This is a genomic window from Janthinobacterium foliorum, assembly GCF_978021625.1.
Map to the genome: position 1 here is coordinate 1 of NZ_CDXDQE010000013.1, position 17,524 is coordinate 17,524.

Here is a 17,524-nt window from a genome sequence, read left to right on the forward strand (position 1 = left end):
GGGATATTAGCCACTACCTGATGCACCGGTATAACTGGATACGGCCACATCAGTTCAATGAGGGATTGGCTCCGGCCGTCACCGAAGAAAAACTTAACGTAGTGTCCGGGATGGGTTGACCACTACACTACAGAGGCAAGCGCCTCTCGCAAAATGAGCTTGTAGTTAGTGGCAATTTCTTCACGGATCAAGCGCAAAGTGTAGCCGTCGGCAATTGACGCGTTGTAGTAGTACTTGTGTATGTAATCGCCAAACAGCGCACGGGAGTTGTAATCGTCTCCGAGTAGCGGCGTACCAGTTAGCCCAATCTTGATTGCATTGCGATCTGACTGGGTGAGGTTTGCAAGAAAACTGCCCTGTGGGTTATAGCTGCGGTGAACTTCGTCAAGAAAGTAGACTCGCTGGATGCCAACGTCATAATCCTCTGTACGCACTACATCAGGGTCATCTTGGAATTTCTGAATATTGACCACAGTGATTTCAGGCTTGCCGGTGTTATTGTGCAGTACCTTTGTGGTCTTTATGTCGCGAGCGAAAGCCTCGCGACTATCAATGCTGTGCACCACAAGCCCGCGCCCCGCAAACTCCCGCTGCGCCTGGATGAGCAGATCAAGTCGATCGACGATGAAGTAGAACTTGGGAATGGCGCCTCGCCTCTGAAAGTAGTCAGTCAGAAAGCGGGTGTTGTAGTACGCCAGTGCTGTTTTTCCACTGCCTTGTGTGTGCCAAATAATGCCCTTTCTCACGCCAGCGTCAAGCTTGCGCTCGATCGCCTTGGTAGCGAAGAGTTGCGGGTATCGCATGACGTGCTTTTGCAGGCCATCGGTCTCATTTACATAAACAAGCGCGAATCGCAGCAAGAAAGCCAGCCGATCACGACTGAACAGCGAGGTACAAATGCGGTTGGTCGGTGCATCGGGAGATTTGTTGCTGAGAAATTCAGGGCTATACTTGATAACATTTAGGTTATTGTCGCGCAGCACCTCGTTCTCAATGGCGTCGTTCTCGTCGGCCAGCAACCTCGACAGATCCAGTGTTTCTTCTTCGCGGAAATAGTTGAATACTGGCGAATCATAGGACGGACTAGCATAGAATGCGCCTTCGATGGGCTGCGGTGAGCCATCCTCGTACTCCATGTTATTGGAGAAGACCATCAGTTGCGTGATGTTAATAAAACGACGGAAACGCGGATTCCGACTGCGTGTGACGATGCGATTGCGCTCGGCAAGCACGCCTTCGCGGTTATTCGGCTTCTTGACCTCGATAAAACTTAGCGGCATGCCGTTGATGAGCAGCGTAATGTCAGGCCGAAACTCGTCGTCGCCGTTCTTGCACGTCAACTCTGTAACAACATGGAAGCTGTTATTGTCAAAATTCTCGAAGTCGATTAATCGGACTCCTGAACGTTCAGTAAGTTTTTCGTAGAAGGCTCTGCCGAGGTCTTCGTTATCCAGCAGCAGTTTGACGTCAGTAAACAGACGATCTATGTTGCTGGCATCAATGTCTGGGTTGATCTGGGCGATGGCCGCTCGGAAAAGGTCCGGGAAGATGTTGGTTTCTTCATCCCAAGTAGCATCTTTCAGGGAAAGATAGCGGTAGCCAAGTCGCACCAAATGCAGGATGCATGGAATCTTGACTCGTGAGTCCTCGCTGAAAACCATCAGTTTTTCTCTCCTTATTCATCTTTGTAATTTGAAACCGCACTTACTGAGTATTCGTCAGCCCCACCCGCACGCACCCATTCATCGACCTCGGAAAGTTGAAACTTCCAGAGCCTGCCGATGCGATGAGCGGGCAGGCCACGTCGCTCCCGCCAGCGGTATACGGTGTCCTTCACTACGCCAAGATGCTGCGCAACTTGTTCGGCGGTTACCCATGTTTCTGTATGCATGAAATTTTCACTAAGGGTTTATTTTTTGTCGTCTCAAATCGCTCATAGTCTAACAGAATCGTATTCTTATAACTATTGGGAAAGGTGGTTTTTGGCAAAGATACCTAGCTAAATCGCATTAGGAAAATATTGCTCGGCGGCATACTGCGACTACCGATGCAGCATGTGGACCTCGTGGTAATGGCAGCTGAGATTGATCGCCCGGTGCTACGCCCCGCTCGTGAACCGGGACGCTACGTACCGTTTCCGACCAAGTTAATGGTGAGGGCATTGTTGAGCCAGCAGTTGTTCAATTTCGCCCTCAAGCTACTTCACGTCTGGCTTCTATACAGCGCTGCTGCCATTCGGCGATTTCCTCCGCGTCCCAAGCGACGGACTTGGGGCCGATGGGAATTGGTGCTGGCAACACGCCTGCCTTCACCTTCCGCCAGATTGTGGCGCGGGACCAGCCGGTGGCTTCGATTACCGCGGGCAAGCGGAGGAATTTTTTAGTCGTGGTCATAAGATTCTCCTTCGATTGATGAACAGCAAACAATGGAGAGTCATACCGACTCTCCGCGATCATTCCGGCAGCGCCAGGGCTGCAACCTTTACATATCTTCCGCTCCATGCGCTGCGGCCCTGATACAAGTGGGCGGTCATCTGCCCAGGTAGATAGACGTGACCTGTTCACGACCATGCCCCATCTCCGTCGAAATCTTTAACCTTGCAGCGCTATCCGCCAACTTTTGTGAAGCATCCAGCTGTCTGGCCGTCGGGCCGCCACTGGCTGGACAAGGTCGGCCAGTCAACTCGGTGTAGCGCCGCTGCGCGTACTCATGGCGCAGCCCGTGCACACCATGGATGCCAGCCTTGTCGCACTGCGCCCGAAAGCGGTTCAACTGGTCCCGATAGCGCAACTGCGCCGGAATCAAGCTGCCTTTGCCCACCAGTGCCTTGGCCGCGTCCAGCACGGCGCGCTGCTGCATGGTGGCAATCGGCAGCTCCCGGTATTTGCCACCCTTGGTCCAGCTATCCTTCAGCCGCAGGATGTTCCCGCCGTCGGCCCATCCCGGCTTGATCTTGATGCTTTCCTCACGCCGCAAACCAAACGCCGCCTGCAACTGCAGGGACATGCGCGTATACGGATCATTCACGCGGGCCAGCGTGTCAGCGTCGAGCACCTTCGCCTTCGAGACGTTGGTGACAAACACCCGCTCCGCGATGCCGTATTCGCCGTTAGTACGCGCAATAATGTTTTCCTTGCCGATCTTCTCGGCCCACCAGCGCAGGGCGCTCATGCGATTCTTGATCGTTCCGGTACTGACGCCATCCTGCTTCCACTTGTCGAGCAGCGCCGCCACATGCTTCGGTTTCAGGCTGTCCACGCTCATATGCTGGAAGCCCCGTTCCGCCAGGTCGTTGGCGCACAGGTTTAATAGGCGCTCGCGGTCGGCCTGCGTCGCAAAGCTGCCATCCCGGTTGCGGTGACACAGTTGCTTGAGCTGGTAGTTCAAGTCGCGCATGGCAAAGTCATCCCTTCGATCTTTGGTTTTCACATCGATGCCGCGTGGTGTAATCCTGTCTGGTAAGTGTTTCTGGCCACCCTCACTGCCTCGGCAGAAAAGGTTGAATCAAGGGCCTCGGGACACCACTCCCGTGTATGCGGTTGCTGTTACTGCCTGCCCGCGCCGCATGCGCGTGTGGCACCGCTGCCGCTCCCGGAGGAAGCTGCCGCAGCGGGGACCAATCACCCAGGGTCCATGGAGTGCACATCGTGCACGGATCAACTTCTACTAATCAGCCCGTAGCGGGCAAAGGAAATCGCAAGGCTAGCCTGCGATGGAGAGGCATCTGGCCTCGTCACTGAGCACCGTCACGCGGACGCTCTGTGCTTGCCGCCTTGGCCTATGCCGTCGGCGGCGCGTCGTCACTGGCAGCACGCCGCCAGTAACGACGCGCGCACGTAGCCATGGCATGTGACGGCATACATGCCAGCATCGCACTCGCGGTGACGATACTGGCGACTCTGAAGCACATGCGCTGGCGGCAGCCGCGATGGCATCGCATCGCTGGCATTTCTGCTGACGATGCGGCTTGCGGCAAAGCCATGCTGTGCTTCATAGGGTGCGCTACCTCGCGGGGTATGCGAACCAATAGGGGCAGGAGTCTTGCTCCTGTTTGAGGAAGCGCCCAAAGGGCGTAATCAATCAGGCAATCCGTCTGGCGGATTGCGGCATATGAAGGCGCTGAAGGCAGCGCTTTATCGTGCCGAGTGTGCATGCTTCTGCATGGCTCGGCGATCTGTCTAGCAGAAGCTGCTAGGTATCATGGTGGCGGGTAACGACCGCAACGCCTATGCCGCTAAGCATAGAGACATGCTCGAAGCATGCCCTCGTGGGAGCGATTCCCACATAAGAGAGCTTCATTCTATGCCTGATATTGACGTTTGCAAGCGGTTCGTTTCGTCAAGTGCACTTTTCGTAGTACGCAGAATTACGACCGGCGCGGTCTTGCCTCCGTGGCTTTGACCTTGTGCGAAAAACAGGACGTCTGGACTAACTGAGCGCCGAGAGAGTTTTTCTTGCTCCGCTTAAGCCCATGCGGGTGCGCCTCACCTTTGCGACTGACTTGTCCATCGGAGCAGCCTGCTTGATAAGCGCATCCGTGAGGCGCAATACATACTTAGACATGGTGCCCTCCTGTTCCGCCATCCCGGCTGAATTCGCCACTGACCAGCGTTAATCTGGGTGTCTGCGGCGGCGCTCCCTTGCCGCTGACGGCATCGATATAGTCAGCCCAATCCTGCATCATCCGGCGCCGCTCCGCCAGGAACTGGGCGCGGTCATAGGCGCTGGCCACCTTATCCTTCGGTGCATGTGCCAGCTGCCGGTCCACGACTTCATGCCGGTAGCCCAGGCGCTCCTTGATGGTGCTCATGGCCAGCGCCCGGAAGCCATGGCCGGTCATCTTGCCCTTGTATCCCATGCGTCCAAGCGCCACCAGTATCGTGTTATTGCTGATCGGCTTTTCGTGGTCGCGCTGATTCGGGAACAGGTACTGGCTGCGGCCCGTGATCGCGTGCAGTTCGCGCAGCAGCTCCAGCGCCTGGCGCGACAGGCAGACGTGATGGTTGGTCATATCCGGATTGACGGTCAGCTTGCCGCGCTTCATGCGCTGCCATGGAATGATCCACTCGCCGCGCTCCAGGTCAATTTCACTCCAGGGCGTTTCAATCAACTCGCTGGTACGCACAAAGCACAGCAGCATCAGCCGCAGCGCAATGCGGGTCGGCGCGAACATGCGCGCTTCGTTGCGGTCAAGAATGGCCAGGAACTGCGGTAGCTCGTCGGCGTTGATGGCGGCGAAGTGTCCGGCGCGGACGGTCTTAAGCACATCCTTCATATCGGTGACCAGATTGCGCTCTGTGAATCCGCACTGAATCGCGTAGCTGAAAATTGACGCACATACCGCTCTCTGGCGATGGGCGACCTCGCTTGCGCCACGCTCCTCGATCTTGCGCAGTGCGGCGATCACATCGAGGTGCTTGAGTTCATCGATGGGCTTACGGCCAATGGCAGGAAAGATATCTGCCTCCAGCCGTTGCAGGACGTTCTTGGCGGTGCGCTCGCTCCAGGTCGGAACCCTGTTGGCATGCCACTCGCGGGCGATTTTTTCAAAAGTATTGGCGGCGCGCTCTTTCAACAGCCGCTTGGCGTCGTCGCGATGCTTGGCCGGGTCGATCCCTTGCAGCATCAGGCGCCGCGCTGCCAAGCGCTTTTCACGCGCATCCTGCAACGTAATTTCCGGATAAGGACCAAACGTCAGTGCGTTCTCCTTACCGTTGGCCTGGCGAAACTTCCAGCGCCAGATGCGAGACCCGCTCGGCATGACTTCTACGAACAGGCCGCCGCCGTCGGATAACTTGTATGGTTTATCCTTTGGTTTGGCGTTTTTGACCTGGAGTTCGGACAGCGGGACAATGAGCTTTGCCATGGTGGCCTCCTTCGCAAATGCGTCTGGAACCACTATAGGACAGTTATGCGGGAATGGTAGTCAAGGATGGGGGAATCCGGCCCGGCGCATTCCCTCAAAAAAGTTGGATATCCTGAAATACCTTGGCACATCCCGAGACGCTGAAAAACGAAAAAACCGCTTAGAATCAAGGCTCTAAGCGGTTTTTGAGGGACTTCCTGAGACGTCCTGATCTTACTTAATTACTATCCGTGGCGGAGAGAGGGGGATTCGAACCCCCGATAGGCTATGAACCTATACACGCTTTCCAGGCGTGCGACTTCAACCACTCATCCACCTCTCCTGCAGGCAATGCGCCTTACTTGCACACATTGCGTACTATTTCTCGCTTGTCGCGAAGCCGCAGATTATAGCAAAGATTCTACGGACTGCCAAAGTTATTTACCGTGGGGTAAAAGTTAAAGCACACAGCGACAAGCAGCAGCCCAACAGAGGCCATAGTCGGCCCCTCGCAGGGACCGACCTTACATTAAGACGCTTCCTTCAGCTGCTCCAGGATGGCCGGGTTTTCCAGGGTCGACACGTCTTGCGTGATCGTCTCGCCCTTGGCCAGTACGCGCAGCAGGCGGCGCATGATTTTGCCGGAGCGGGTTTTCGGCAGGTTGTCGCCGAAGCGGATTTCCTTCGGCTTGGCGATCGGGCCGATTTCCTTGCCGACCCAGTTGCGCAGTTCCAGGGCCAGCTTCTTCGCTTCCTCGCCGGTCGGACGCGCTTGCTTGAGCACCACGAAGGCGCAGATCGATTCGCCTGTCGTGTCGTCCGGACGGCCGACTACCGCCGCTTCGGCCACCAGCGGGTTGGCCACCAGGGCCGATTCGATTTCCATCGTGCCCATGCGGTGGCCCGACACGTTCAGCACGTCATCGATGCGGCCCGTGATGGTGAAGTAGCCCGTGTCCTTGTTGCGGATGGCGCCGTCGCCGGCCAGGTACATCTTGCCGCCCAGCTCTTCCGGGAAATAGCTGGACTTGAAGCGGTCCGGGTTGTTCCAGATCGTGCGGATCATCGATGGCCATGGGCGCTTCACCACCAGGATGCCGCCCTGGCCGTTCGGCACGTCCTGGCCCGCTTCGTCGACGATGGCGGCCATGATGCCGGGCAATGGCAGGGTGCAGGAACCGGGCACCATCGGCGTTGCGCCAGGCAATGGCGTGATCATGTGGCCGCCCGTTTCCGTTTGCCAGAAGGTGTCGACGATCGGGCATTTCTCGCCGCCGATGTTCTTGTAGTACCACATCCACGCTTCCGGATTGATCGGCTCGCCGACCGAACCCAGCAGGCGCAGGCTGGAGAGGTCGTAGTTGCTTGGGTGGACTTTCGGGTCCACGTCGGCCGCCTTGATCAGCGAACGGATGGCCGTTGGCGCCGTGTAGAAAATGCTGACCTTGTGCTTCTTGATGGTTTCCCAGAAACGGCCCGCGTTCGGGTAGGTCGGGATGCCTTCGAACACCACTTGCGTGGCGCCCACGGCCATCGGACCATACGCGATGTAGCTGTGGCCCGTCACCCAGCCGATGTCGGCCGTGCACCAGAAGACATCGTCGGGCTTGATATCGAAGCTCCACTTCATCGTCAGCGCGGCCCACAGCAGGTAGCCGCCGCTCGAATGCTGCACGCCCTTCGGCGTGCCCGTCGAGCCGGAGGTATACAAGATGAACAGGGGATGCTCGGCATCGACCCATTCCGGTTCGCATTGCGCGCTCTGGCCTTCGACCAGTTCGTGCAGCCACGTGTCGCGGCCGGCCACCATCGGCAGGTCGCTGCCCGTGCGTTTGTAGACGATGACGTTTTTCACGGAATCGCAGCCGCCCAGCGCCAGCGCTTCGTCGACGATGGCTTTGAGCGGCAGCTTCTTGCCGCCGCGCAATTGCTCGTCGCCCGTGATGACGGCCACGGCGCCCGCGTCGATGATGCGTTCCTGCAGGGATTTCGCCGAGAAGCCGCCGAACACCACCGAGTGGGTGGCGCCGATGCGTGCGCAGGCTTGCATTGCTGCAACACCTTCGACGGACATCGACATATAGATGATCACGCGGTCACCCTTGGCGATGCCCTTGGCTTTCAGGCCGTTGGCGAACTTGCAGACTTTTTCGTGCAGCTCTTTATAGCTGGCCTTGGTAACGGTGCCGTCGTCCGCCTCGAAGATGATGGCGGTCTTGTCGCCCAGGCCATTTTCGATATTGCGGTCCAGGCAGTTGTACGACACGTTCAGCAAGCCGTCCTCGAACCATTTGTAGAACGGCGCATTGTCTTCGTTCAGGGTGCGGGTGAATGGCTTTTTCCAGCTCAGGTTCTCGCGCGCCAGACGGGCCCAGAAGCCTTCGTAGTCGGTTTCCGCCTCTTTCACCATGGCGTGGTAGGCGGCCATGCCGGAAATGGTGGCTTGGGCGGCAAAGGCCGCCGATGGTTCGAATACGCGCGACTCTTCTGGTCCTTGCTGCTGCGTGCCCTGTGCTTGGTTTTCTGTAGCGGCCATGCTTGTCTCCAGTGTAGTAATTGTTTGCTAACACGATAAGCGCCGTGTCTTACGGACGCCTTACATTGTGCGTTTTGTGCAGCGTTTGCCTCTGTCAAGGCTAACCATAAGCGCCTTCGGCGATGGGAGTCAAGGGGACGCCGTACAGTATTTTCACTGGGAAAATGCCTGGCGCACCGAAGGATCAATACCACTTTGTGTTTCATCAAATCCAATAATCCTGAGCCAGGCCATGCGCAGTGATCAGCAGCAAGTGTAAAATGTCGGGCATGCCAAAAATTGGTATTTACTCCCCCAGGAAACTCCACATGATCGACCACCTACCACCGACCACCAAACATACCAAGCTGCATCCGCTGTCCGCCTTCATCTTCATGTCGCGCTGGCTGCAGTTGCCGCTGTACCTGGGCCTGATCCTCGCACAATGCGTGTATGTCTTCCATTTCTGGGTGGAATTGTCCGACCTGATCGGCGCCGTGTTCGGCAATGATGCCGCCTTGCAGCACGTGCTGACGGCCGTCGCCGTGCCCGGCAGCGCCCTGCCAACCAAGCTGAACGAAGCGACCATCATGCTGGTGGTATTAGGCCTGATCGACGTGGTGATGATTTCGAACCTCTTGATCATGGTCATTATCGGCGGCTACGAAACCTTCGTCTCGCGCATGCACCTCGATGACCACCCAGACCAGCCGGAATGGCTGTCGCATGTCAATGCTTCCGTGCTGAAGACGAAATTGGCGATGGCCATCATCGGCATCTCGTCCATCCATCTGCTGAAGACCTTCATCAATGCCAATTCCTACAAGATGGAAGTGATCATCGCGCAAACAGTGATCCACATGGTCTTCATCATTTCCGCCATGGCGATCGCCTACACCGACCGCATCATGACGGTGACGCAGAACCAGGCACGACCGCATTAAACCCGAAGCCCATGGCTGCCAGCGGCGGCCGTGGGCTTTTGTCATTCCAATGCAGTAACTAGTATTAGTAAAGAGTCTTACCCTTCTTATCTACCGCGAGAACACCATGACTGTCATAAAGCAAGAAGACCTGATCGAATCCGTCGCCGCAGCGTTGCAGTACATTAGCTACTACCACCCTGCTGATTACATCGAGCACCTGGCGCGCGCCTATGAGGCGGAACAAAGCCCGGCGGCAAAAGATGCGATCGCGCAAATCCTGACCAACTCGCGCATGTGCGCGGAAGGCAAGCGTCCGATTTGCCAGGACACGGGTATCGTCAACGTCTTCCTGAAAATCGGCATGGGCGTGCGCTTCGAGGGCTTCTCCGGCACGGTTACCGACGCCGTCAACGAAGGCGTGCGCCGCGCGTACAACTTCGACGACAACAAGCTGCGCGCCTCCATCGTGGCCGACCCGCATTTCGACCGCAAGAACACCAAGGACAACACGCCGGCCGTCGTGCACATGGAACTGGTCGAAGGCAACACCGTCGACGTGAAAGTGGCGGCCAAGGGCGGCGGCTCGGAAAACAAGTCGAAGATGATCATGATGAACCCGTCCGACTCGCTGGTGGACTGGGTCATGAAGACGGTGCCGACCATGGGCGCCGGCTGGTGCCCGCCCGGCATGCTGGGCATCGGCATCGGCGGCACGGCGGAAAAAGCCATGCTGATGGCGAAGGAAGTGTTGATGGAAGACATCGACATGTATGAGCTGAAACAGCGCGGCCCGCAAAATAAACTGGAAGAACTGCGTATCGAGCTGTGCGACAAGATCAACTCGCTGGGCATCGGCGCGCAAGGCCTGGGCGGCCTGACCACCGTGCTGGACGTCAAAATCATGATGCACCCGACGCACGCGGCATCGAAGCCCGTCGCCATGATCCCGAACTGCGCCGCCACGCGCCACGGCCACTTCGTGCTGGACGGCTCCGGCCCGGCCTACATGACGCCGCCACCGCTGTCGACCTGGCCAAACGTGAGCTGGGCGCCGGATACGGAAAAATCCAAGCGCGTCGACCTGAACACCTTGACGAAGGAAGAAGTCGCTTCGTGGACGCCGGGCCAGACCTTGCTGTTGAACGGCAAGATGCTGACGGGCCGCGATGCCGCGCACAAGCGCATCCAGGACATGCTGGCCAAGGGCGAGGAATTGCCCGTCGACTTCAAGAACCGCGTGATCTACTACGTCGGCCCCGTCGATCCGGTGCGCGACGAAGTGGTGGGCCCGGCCGGTCCGACGACGGCCACGCGCATGGACAAGTTCACCGACATGATGCTGGAAAAAACCGGCCTGATCGCCATGATCGGCAAGGCCGAACGGGGCCCCGTCGCCATCGAATCGATCCAGAAGCACCAGTCGGCTTACCTGATGGCCGTGGGCGGTTCCGCCTACCTGGTGTCGAAAGCCATCAAGGGCGCGAAAGTGCTGGGCTTTGCCGACATGGGCATGGAAGCCATCTACGAATTCGACGTGGTCGACATGCCAGTCACCGTGGCCGTGGACTCGAAGGGTACGTCGGTGCACAACACGGGCCCGAAAGAATGGCAGGCGAAGATCGAGCAACTCAATAGCGTCAGCAAGATTCCCGTGACGGTTGCTTAACCAGGCACTACCATGAACGCCGCGCGGCACACCAGCGCGGCGTTTTTTTATCTACTTCGGCTCCCCATGACTTCTATCACAAGCAATGCCCGCCAGGACGCCCCCATCGGCGTATTCGATTCCGGCGTGGGCGGCCTGTCGGTGCTGCGCCATATCCGCGCCCAGCTGCCGCAGGAAGATTTGATTTACTTTGCCGATTCCGCCTATGCGCCGTACGGCGACAAGACGGAGCAGCAAGTCATCGACCGCTCGCTGGCGATCGCCGCCTTCCTGTTGCGGCAAGGCGCGAAGGCGCTGGTCGTTGCCTGCAACACGGCCACCATCGCCGCCATCAAGGCCTTGCGCGCGCGCTATCCCGATTTGCCCATCGTCGGCGTCGAGCCGGGCCTCAAACCAGCGGCCGCCATCAGCCGCAATGGCACCATCGGCGTGCTGGCCACGGAGCGCACCTTGCGCGGCGACAAGCTGCTGGCCCTACGCGAGCAAGTCAGCGCCGCCACCGGCGCCACCTTCATTTTGCAGCCGTGCATCGGCCTGGCCGACCGCATCGAGCAGTGCGAGCTGGGCACCGACCCGCTGGACGCCACCAGCGCCATGCTGGAACGCTACATCGCGCCCCTGCTGGCGCAAGGCGCCGACACCCTGGTGCTGGGCTGCACGCACTACCTGTTCGTGCAGGACGCCATCGAACGCACGGTGCGCGCGCATACGCAGGAACAGATTACTCTGGTTGACACCGGGGAGGCCGTGGCGCGCCAGCTGGCCCGCCTGCTCGACGCGGCCAAGCTGCGCCGCACCGCCAACGATGCGCCAGGACTGCAGGGCTACACGACGGCCACGGTCGAGTCGCTGGCAACAGCCTTCGCCGGTTTGCTGGACTTGCAGCCGCCCGTCGCCCACCTGGAAGTCTGAGCGAAAACAGCCGTTTTCAAGCATTCTTTCGATTCTTTAAAAAAGACTGCATTTAGATTTGCCACTTTGCCGAGTTCTTTGTATAATTCGGCACCTGTTCAGCAAAACAGCTAAATAGGTAAGTAAGACAGTGGTGGCTGTAGCTCAGTTGGTAGAGTCCAGGATTGTGATTCCTGTTGTCGTGGGTTCGAGCCCCATCAGCCACCCCACAGAATAAAGAAGAGCCCGGTTTTCGAACCGGGCTTTTTCCATTCCGGCGCCAGTTTTCTGCCGTCACCGATACCGGCTCCGGTATCGCTCCCTGCAAAAAATTCATTAGTGCAAATTTGACCATCGCCCTACTCTGGGGTGCGGCCTGACCGCACCATAAAAACAGCACGGAGACGATGATGAAGCAATTCCTGGCAGCACTCTGCCTGATGTTCTGCGCCCACGCGGCGCAGGCGGTCAACCTGACGGGCGTGCCCAATGCGCACGACCCCGGCACCCTGACCCGCGACGGCGATACATATTTCAATTTCACCACTGGCACCGGCATCTGGTATTCCAGCTCGACGGACATGCTGAACTGGCAGGCCGGCCCCGCGCCCGTCTTCAGCACGCCGCCGGCCTGGATCGCCAACAAGATTCCCAACTTCGGCGGTTCTTACTGGGCACCGGACGTGATCCACATGAATGGCTACTATTATCTGTATTACTCGGTATCCACCTTCGGCACGTCCGTCTCGGCCATCGGCGTGGCCCGCTCCGCCTCGCTGAAGAACCCCGGCTGGACGGATCTGGGCATCGTCGTGCAATCGTATGGAGGCGGCGCGGAAATCAACGCCATCGACCCGGCCCTGTTCCGCGATTATGACGGCAAGGTTTATATGTCCTACGGCTCGTTTTTCGGCGGCATCGGCGTGACGGAAATCAACCAGGCCACGGGCAAAACGACAGGCAACGTGACCACCATCCTCGGTGGCGGCGGCAAGGATATCGAAGCGCCCTACATCACGCGCGACGGCGAGTATTACTATCTGTTCGCCAATCGCGGCAAATGCTGCCAGGGCGCCGCCAGCACGTATTACGTGGAAGTGCAGCGCGCCAGCAGCGTGACGGGGCCGTACAGCGGCACGCGCACGGTGCTGCCCAACCTGGACGGCAAGTACAAGGGGCCAGGCCATATCGGCGTGCTCAAGCAGGATGGCTGCAACTACACCTCCATCCACTATTACGACGTCAACGACAATGGCGCGGCCAAGCTCGACATTTTAAAGATGACGTATAGCGACGGCTGGCCCAGCCTGACGCGCAATTTCACGGTAGCCAGCTGCGGCGGCATTTCCGACGGCCCCACCGTGCTGCGCTCGCGCCTGAGTGGCAAGGCGCTGGCCGTGGCCGGCGCCAGCACGGCCAATGGCGCGCTGGTGCAGCAGCAAACGTATACGGGAGCCAAACACCAGCAATGGTACGTGGTGGGACATGGCGACGGGTATTACAGCCTGATCAATGCGAACAGCCTGCTGGGCCTGGACGACTACAACAACTCGACCACGGCCGGCACCAACATTGCCCAATGGAGCTACTGGGGCGGACTGGGCCAGCAATGGCGCTTCGCCAGCCCCGCTGCCGGCTACCAGACGATCAGCAACCGCTACAGCAACCTGACCCTGGACGTCCTGAACCTGAGCACGGCGGAAAACGCGCAGATCATCCAGTGGAACCTGACCAATGCGAATAACCAGCAGTGGTCGCTGAGCCGGCCATAGGATCGGGAACTAGCCCGCCAGCACGGACTGCACCGTCGTCGCCAGGTCTTCCAGGCGCACGGGCTTGACGAGGAAATGGCGGAAGCCCACGGCCAGCGCGTCGTCCATGTACATGGGCAGGCTGTGGCCGGTGACGGCGATCAGCACGGCATTGGCCGTGTCGGGATTGTTGTGCAGGCGGCGGCCGATCTCGATGCCGCTGATGCCGGGCATTTCGATGTCGAGGTAGACGGCATCGGGCACGCACAGCTTGCACTGCTCGACAGCCATCTGCCAGTTGCGCACCACCACCACCTGGTGGCCCAGCGCTTCGAGCAGCATGGCCAGCGATTCGCCCACTTCCTGGTTGTCGTCGACCACCAGCAGATTGAGCTTGCGCGCGGCGGCGGCGGGCTGCTCGCCCTGGCGGCGTTCCACGGTGGAACTGCCTGGTATCGGTTCAGTTGTCTGGCTCATTGTACGTTCACGTCCGGCGGCTGCAAAAGCGGCAGTATACAAGAAGCGCGGGCAATGCCGCCGCACCCCAGCACTGTAGCCAAGCAGCAACGCGTGGGACCACTGTACCGCGCCAACAACACTTCTTCCCTCTCCCGCTGATAAAGCCGGCCATACGCAGTGTGCGCAATTGACGGATAAAATGAGAATCATTATCATTCCTATCCCCTTGCGCCGGATGCCTACGCCACGCCGTTGTCGCGCCGCCTGACCGCCCGCGCAACCATTGTCATTACGGAGATTCATGCATGGCTGCCACTTATTCCCCACTTCCCTTTTCGCTGCGCCCATGCGCGCTGGCCATCGCCCTGGCGTGCCTGGGCGCACCCCTGGCAGCGCAGGCGCAGGAAGCCAATGGCGCCAATGACGCCGGCCCCATCCTCGAATCGATCCAGGTCAGCAGCAACCTGCTGGGCACCAGCATGGCCGCCAGCACGAAAAACTTCGCCGGCGCCCGCACCGTAGTGCAAAAGGACGATATCGAGAATTCGGGCGCGTCCAGCATCAGCGACGTGATGCGCCGCATTCCCGGCGTGCAGGTCAGCGACAACTCGGGCAGCGCCGGCAGCGCCGTGTCCCTGAATATCGGCGTGCGCGGCCTGGCCGGACGCTATTCGCCGCGCAGCACGGTCTTGCTCGACGGCATCCCGATGTCGGTGGCGCCGTATGGCCAGCCGCAATTGTCGTTCGCGCCCGTCAGCCTGGCCAACGTCGAGACGGTCGACGTGGTGCGCGGCGGCGGCGCCGTGCGCTTCGGCCCGCAAAACGTGGGCGGCATCATCAACTTCAAGACGCGCCGCGTGCCCACCACGCCAGGCATCACGGGCGACGCCAGCGTGCGCTACAACTCCTACAGCGAAGTGGGCCAGAACACGCAGGCCAGCGTGTTTGCCGGTACCCAGCTCGACAATGGCCTGGGACTGGCCATCCTGTACTCGGGCATCCGCGGCAGCGACTGGCGCGTGGCCAGCGATGAGAAGGTCAACGACTTCGCCCTGAAATTCCGCTACGACCTGAGCCCGACCGCCGAGGTGTACGGCAAGCTGTCCTACTACGACGTCAATTCGCGCACGCCGGGCGGCCTGACCGTGGCGCAATATAATGCCGACCCGTTCCAGAACACGCGCCGCGGCGACTTCTGGAGCGGCGAGCGCAAGGCCTTCGACATGGGCTACCTGAACGCCATTTCCGGCACGCAAGAATTCGAAGTGCGCGCCTACTACAACAAGAGCTCGCGCCAGAGCACGCTCGTCAATGCCACCAACACGGGCATGGGCCACCAGCCGCGCAACTACGAAACCATGGCCGTCGAGCCCCGCTACACGCAGCGTTTCATCACGGGCAAGGTCTCGCAGGATGTCACCATCGGCTACCGCTACCTGGCGGAACGGGCCGATGAAAGCGTCTACAACGTCGTCATCGCCACGGGCGTGCAGCAGGCGCCGACGCGCTTTGCGGACAACGCCACCGATGCGCAAGCCGTGTACATCGACAACAAGATCGCCGTCGATGCCTGGCGCATCACGCCGGGCGTGCGCTACGAACACATCAAGACCGAGCGCATCAATCACCTGCCGGCCGATGAAACCATCGAACTGCTCAACAACAAGGCCCTGCCGTCGCTGAACGTGGCCTACTTACTCAACAACAATGTCACGCTGTTCAGCAACTACAACAGCTCGTTCGGCGCCGTGCAGAATACGCAACTGAACTCGCAGTCGGGCAAGAATCCGCTGCAGCCTGAGCTGGCGAAGACGGCCGAACTGGGCGCGCGCTGGAAGAGCGGCCAGCTGTCGGCCGAGGCGACCCTGTTCAACATCAAGTTCGACAACCAGATCCAGTCCATCGGCAGCGGCAGCAATGTCACCTTCTACAACGTGGGCGCGACGCACCACCGGGGCCTGGAGTCGGCCGTCGACTACCACTTCGACAAGTCCGGCCCGCTGGCTGGCTTGAATGCCTATGCCACCTACACGTACACCAAGGCCACCTTGCAGGACGGCGTGAACGCCGGCAACGACGTGCCCTTCTACTCGCGCAACACGGACACGGTGGGCGCCCATTACCAGCTGGGTGCCTGGGGCTTCGACCTGTCGACCACCCATCAGAGCCGCCAGTTCGCCGACGATGCCAACACCGTGGCGGAAAGCGCCAAGGGCGACGTGGGCGTGATTCCCGGCTTTCGCACCTGGAACACGCAAGCCAAGTGGAAAGTACCGGGCCAGGCCGGCCTGGAACTGGTCGCTGGCGTCAATAACGTGACGGACAAGCGCTACTTCACGCGCACCTCCGACGCCAACCTGGGCAAGATGGTGGGCGCGCCGCGCATGGTCTACGTGCAGGGCCGCCTGACGTTCTGAGCACCGCATAAGCTGGCGCCTATCGAATCGATATGCCGCCGCGCCCCCGCATCTCCTGAAAAACCTGCATCGTTGTTGTGGCGCTGCAGGTTTTTTTTGCGTCCCGACGTCACAAAAATACCATGCGGCAAGCAGTTTCAAGGACGTCTCCGCCTTGGACCACCCAGGCATTTGACTTCCTACGAAAATCAATTGCCATATGGATATAAATGATTTCACAATTGCAAATATTTTCAGCGAGCGTGCGTTCGTTATGTGAGTTTTGGTGATATTCTTTAAATGTCATTTAGGAAATCAAATTATCCTTTAATCAACCAAGCGAGAACCCCATGAACACGCCAGCCACCCTCTTCAAGCTCGCCGCACTGGCCACCCTGGTCACCGCCGGCGCCGCCAACGCCGCGACCGAACTGGTGGTCAACGGCAGCTTTGAAAACAACGTCATCTCCTCGGCCTGGGCGCCCGTCAGCAACGTGACGGGCTGGACGTCGTCGGCCAGCGGCAACTCCGCCTTTGAAATCCAGAAAGGCGCCACGCAAGGCGGCTTGAGCGGCTTCAATCCCGTCGCCGCCAACGGCACGCAATACCTGGAACTCAATACCGACCAGCTGACCTCCATATCGCAAGCCATCGCCACCACGGCCGGCGGCACATATGCGCTGTCGTTTGCCTACTCGGGCCGGCCCGACACGGCGGGCGGCGCGAACAGCCTGATGAATGTGTATTGGGGATCGACCCTGCTGACGCCGACGGCGCTGGTCGGCAACACGGGCGGCGTCTGGCAAAGCTACAGCCAGAACCTGACCGCGCTGGGCTCGTCGACCGTGCTGCGCTTCGAATCCATCGGTCCGGCATCCTCGCCCACGTACGGCTCCTACCTGGACAATGTCTCGGTGATGGCTGCCGTGCCGGAACCGGAAACCTACGCCATGATGCTGCTGGGCCTGGGCTTGCTGGGCTTCATGGCACGCCGCAAGTCCGCTGCCTGATTCTTTCCGGACGGCCTCAAGGAGCCGCCCCGCTGCCTGCGCAGCCGGGCGGCTCTTTTATGTCT

13 protein-coding genes and 2 tRNA genes are annotated in these 17,524 nt (G+C 59.4%); 7 read left to right on the forward strand and 8 right to left on the reverse strand.

Annotated elements, in window-relative coordinates:
* Positions 1–122: 122 nt before the first annotated feature.
* The 7 genes from ACZ92H_RS22700 to acs all read right to left on the reverse strand — a co-directional run bounded on the left by ACZ92H_RS22700 (position 123) and on the right by acs (position 8,381).
* Entirely contained in the window at positions 123–1,661 is a 1,539-nt protein-coding gene (locus ACZ92H_RS22700; RefSeq protein ID WP_465051113.1) for a type I restriction endonuclease, read from the reverse strand.
* A gap of 14 nt (positions 1,662–1,675) precedes the next feature.
* The gene (locus ACZ92H_RS22705; protein ID WP_465051114.1) at positions 1,676–1,891 is read right to left on the reverse strand and encodes a helix-turn-helix domain-containing protein; all 216 of its coding nucleotides are present in this window, start codon (positions 1,889–1,891) and stop codon (positions 1,676–1,678) included.
* Positions 1,892–2,192: 301 nt separating this feature from the next.
* Positions 2,193–2,393, reverse strand: coding sequence for a helix-turn-helix transcriptional regulator (locus ACZ92H_RS22710; protein WP_465051115.1), 201 nt, complete (start codon positions 2,391–2,393; stop codon positions 2,193–2,195).
* A gap of 136 nt (positions 2,394–2,529) precedes the next feature.
* Positions 2,530–3,396, reverse strand: a complete 867-nt coding sequence (locus tag ACZ92H_RS22715; protein ID WP_465051116.1) for a phage integrase N-terminal domain-containing protein — start codon at positions 3,394–3,396, stop codon at positions 2,530–2,532.
* 1,159 nt (positions 3,397–4,555) lie between these two features.
* The gene (locus ACZ92H_RS22720; protein WP_465051117.1) at positions 4,556–5,866 is read right to left on the reverse strand and encodes a tyrosine-type recombinase/integrase; all 1,311 of its coding nucleotides are present in this window, start codon (positions 5,864–5,866) and stop codon (positions 4,556–4,558) included.
* Positions 5,867–6,097: 231 nt separating this feature from the next.
* Positions 6,098–6,188, reverse strand: a tRNA-Ser gene (locus ACZ92H_RS22725).
* Positions 6,189–6,374: 186 nt separating this feature from the next.
* A complete protein-coding gene (gene acs, locus ACZ92H_RS22730) occupies positions 6,375–8,381 on the reverse strand; it encodes an acetate--CoA ligase (RefSeq protein ID WP_465051118.1) in 2,007 nt (668 codons plus the stop codon).
* 308 nt (positions 8,382–8,689) lie between these two features.
* Here acs and ACZ92H_RS22735 point away from each other — a divergent pair, with 308 nt between their 5' ends.
* From ACZ92H_RS22735 to ACZ92H_RS22755, 5 genes are all read left to right on the forward strand, one after another.
* Entirely contained in the window at positions 8,690–9,304 is a 615-nt protein-coding gene (locus ACZ92H_RS22735) for a YqhA family protein (protein ID WP_131374110.1), read from the forward strand.
* A gap of 106 nt (positions 9,305–9,410) precedes the next feature.
* Entirely contained in the window at positions 9,411–10,952 is a 1,542-nt protein-coding gene (locus tag ACZ92H_RS22740) for a fumarate hydratase (RefSeq protein ID WP_092798220.1), read from the forward strand.
* A 66-nt stretch (positions 10,953–11,018) separates the two neighbouring features.
* Positions 11,019–11,864, forward strand: a complete 846-nt coding sequence (gene murI, locus ACZ92H_RS22745) for a glutamate racemase (protein ID WP_465051119.1) — start codon at positions 11,019–11,021, stop codon at positions 11,862–11,864.
* 133 nt (positions 11,865–11,997) lie between these two features.
* Positions 11,998–12,073 (forward strand) — tRNA-His (locus tag ACZ92H_RS22750).
* Between the two features lie 177 nt (positions 12,074–12,250).
* Positions 12,251–13,615, forward strand: a complete 1,365-nt coding sequence (locus ACZ92H_RS22755) for a family 43 glycosylhydrolase (RefSeq protein ID WP_465051120.1) — start codon at positions 12,251–12,253, stop codon at positions 13,613–13,615.
* Between the two features lie 9 nt (positions 13,616–13,624).
* On the opposite strand, the gene ACZ92H_RS22760 is transcribed toward ACZ92H_RS22755, so the two are convergent.
* Entirely contained in the window at positions 13,625–14,071 is a 447-nt protein-coding gene (locus ACZ92H_RS22760) for a response regulator (protein ID WP_465051121.1), read from the reverse strand.
* 287 nt (positions 14,072–14,358) lie between these two features.
* Between ACZ92H_RS22760 and ACZ92H_RS22765 the strand changes: the two genes are divergently transcribed.
* Both ACZ92H_RS22765 and ACZ92H_RS22770 read left to right on the forward strand, forming a co-directional pair.
* Complete coding sequence (locus ACZ92H_RS22765; RefSeq protein WP_465051122.1) at positions 14,359–16,470, forward strand: TonB-dependent receptor family protein; 2,112 nt, start codon at positions 14,359–14,361, stop codon at positions 16,468–16,470.
* Positions 16,471–16,799: 329 nt separating this feature from the next.
* Complete coding sequence (locus ACZ92H_RS22770; protein WP_465051123.1) at positions 16,800–17,459, forward strand: FxDxF family PEP-CTERM protein; 660 nt, start codon at positions 16,800–16,802, stop codon at positions 17,457–17,459.
* Positions 17,460–17,524: the final 65 nt, after the last annotated feature.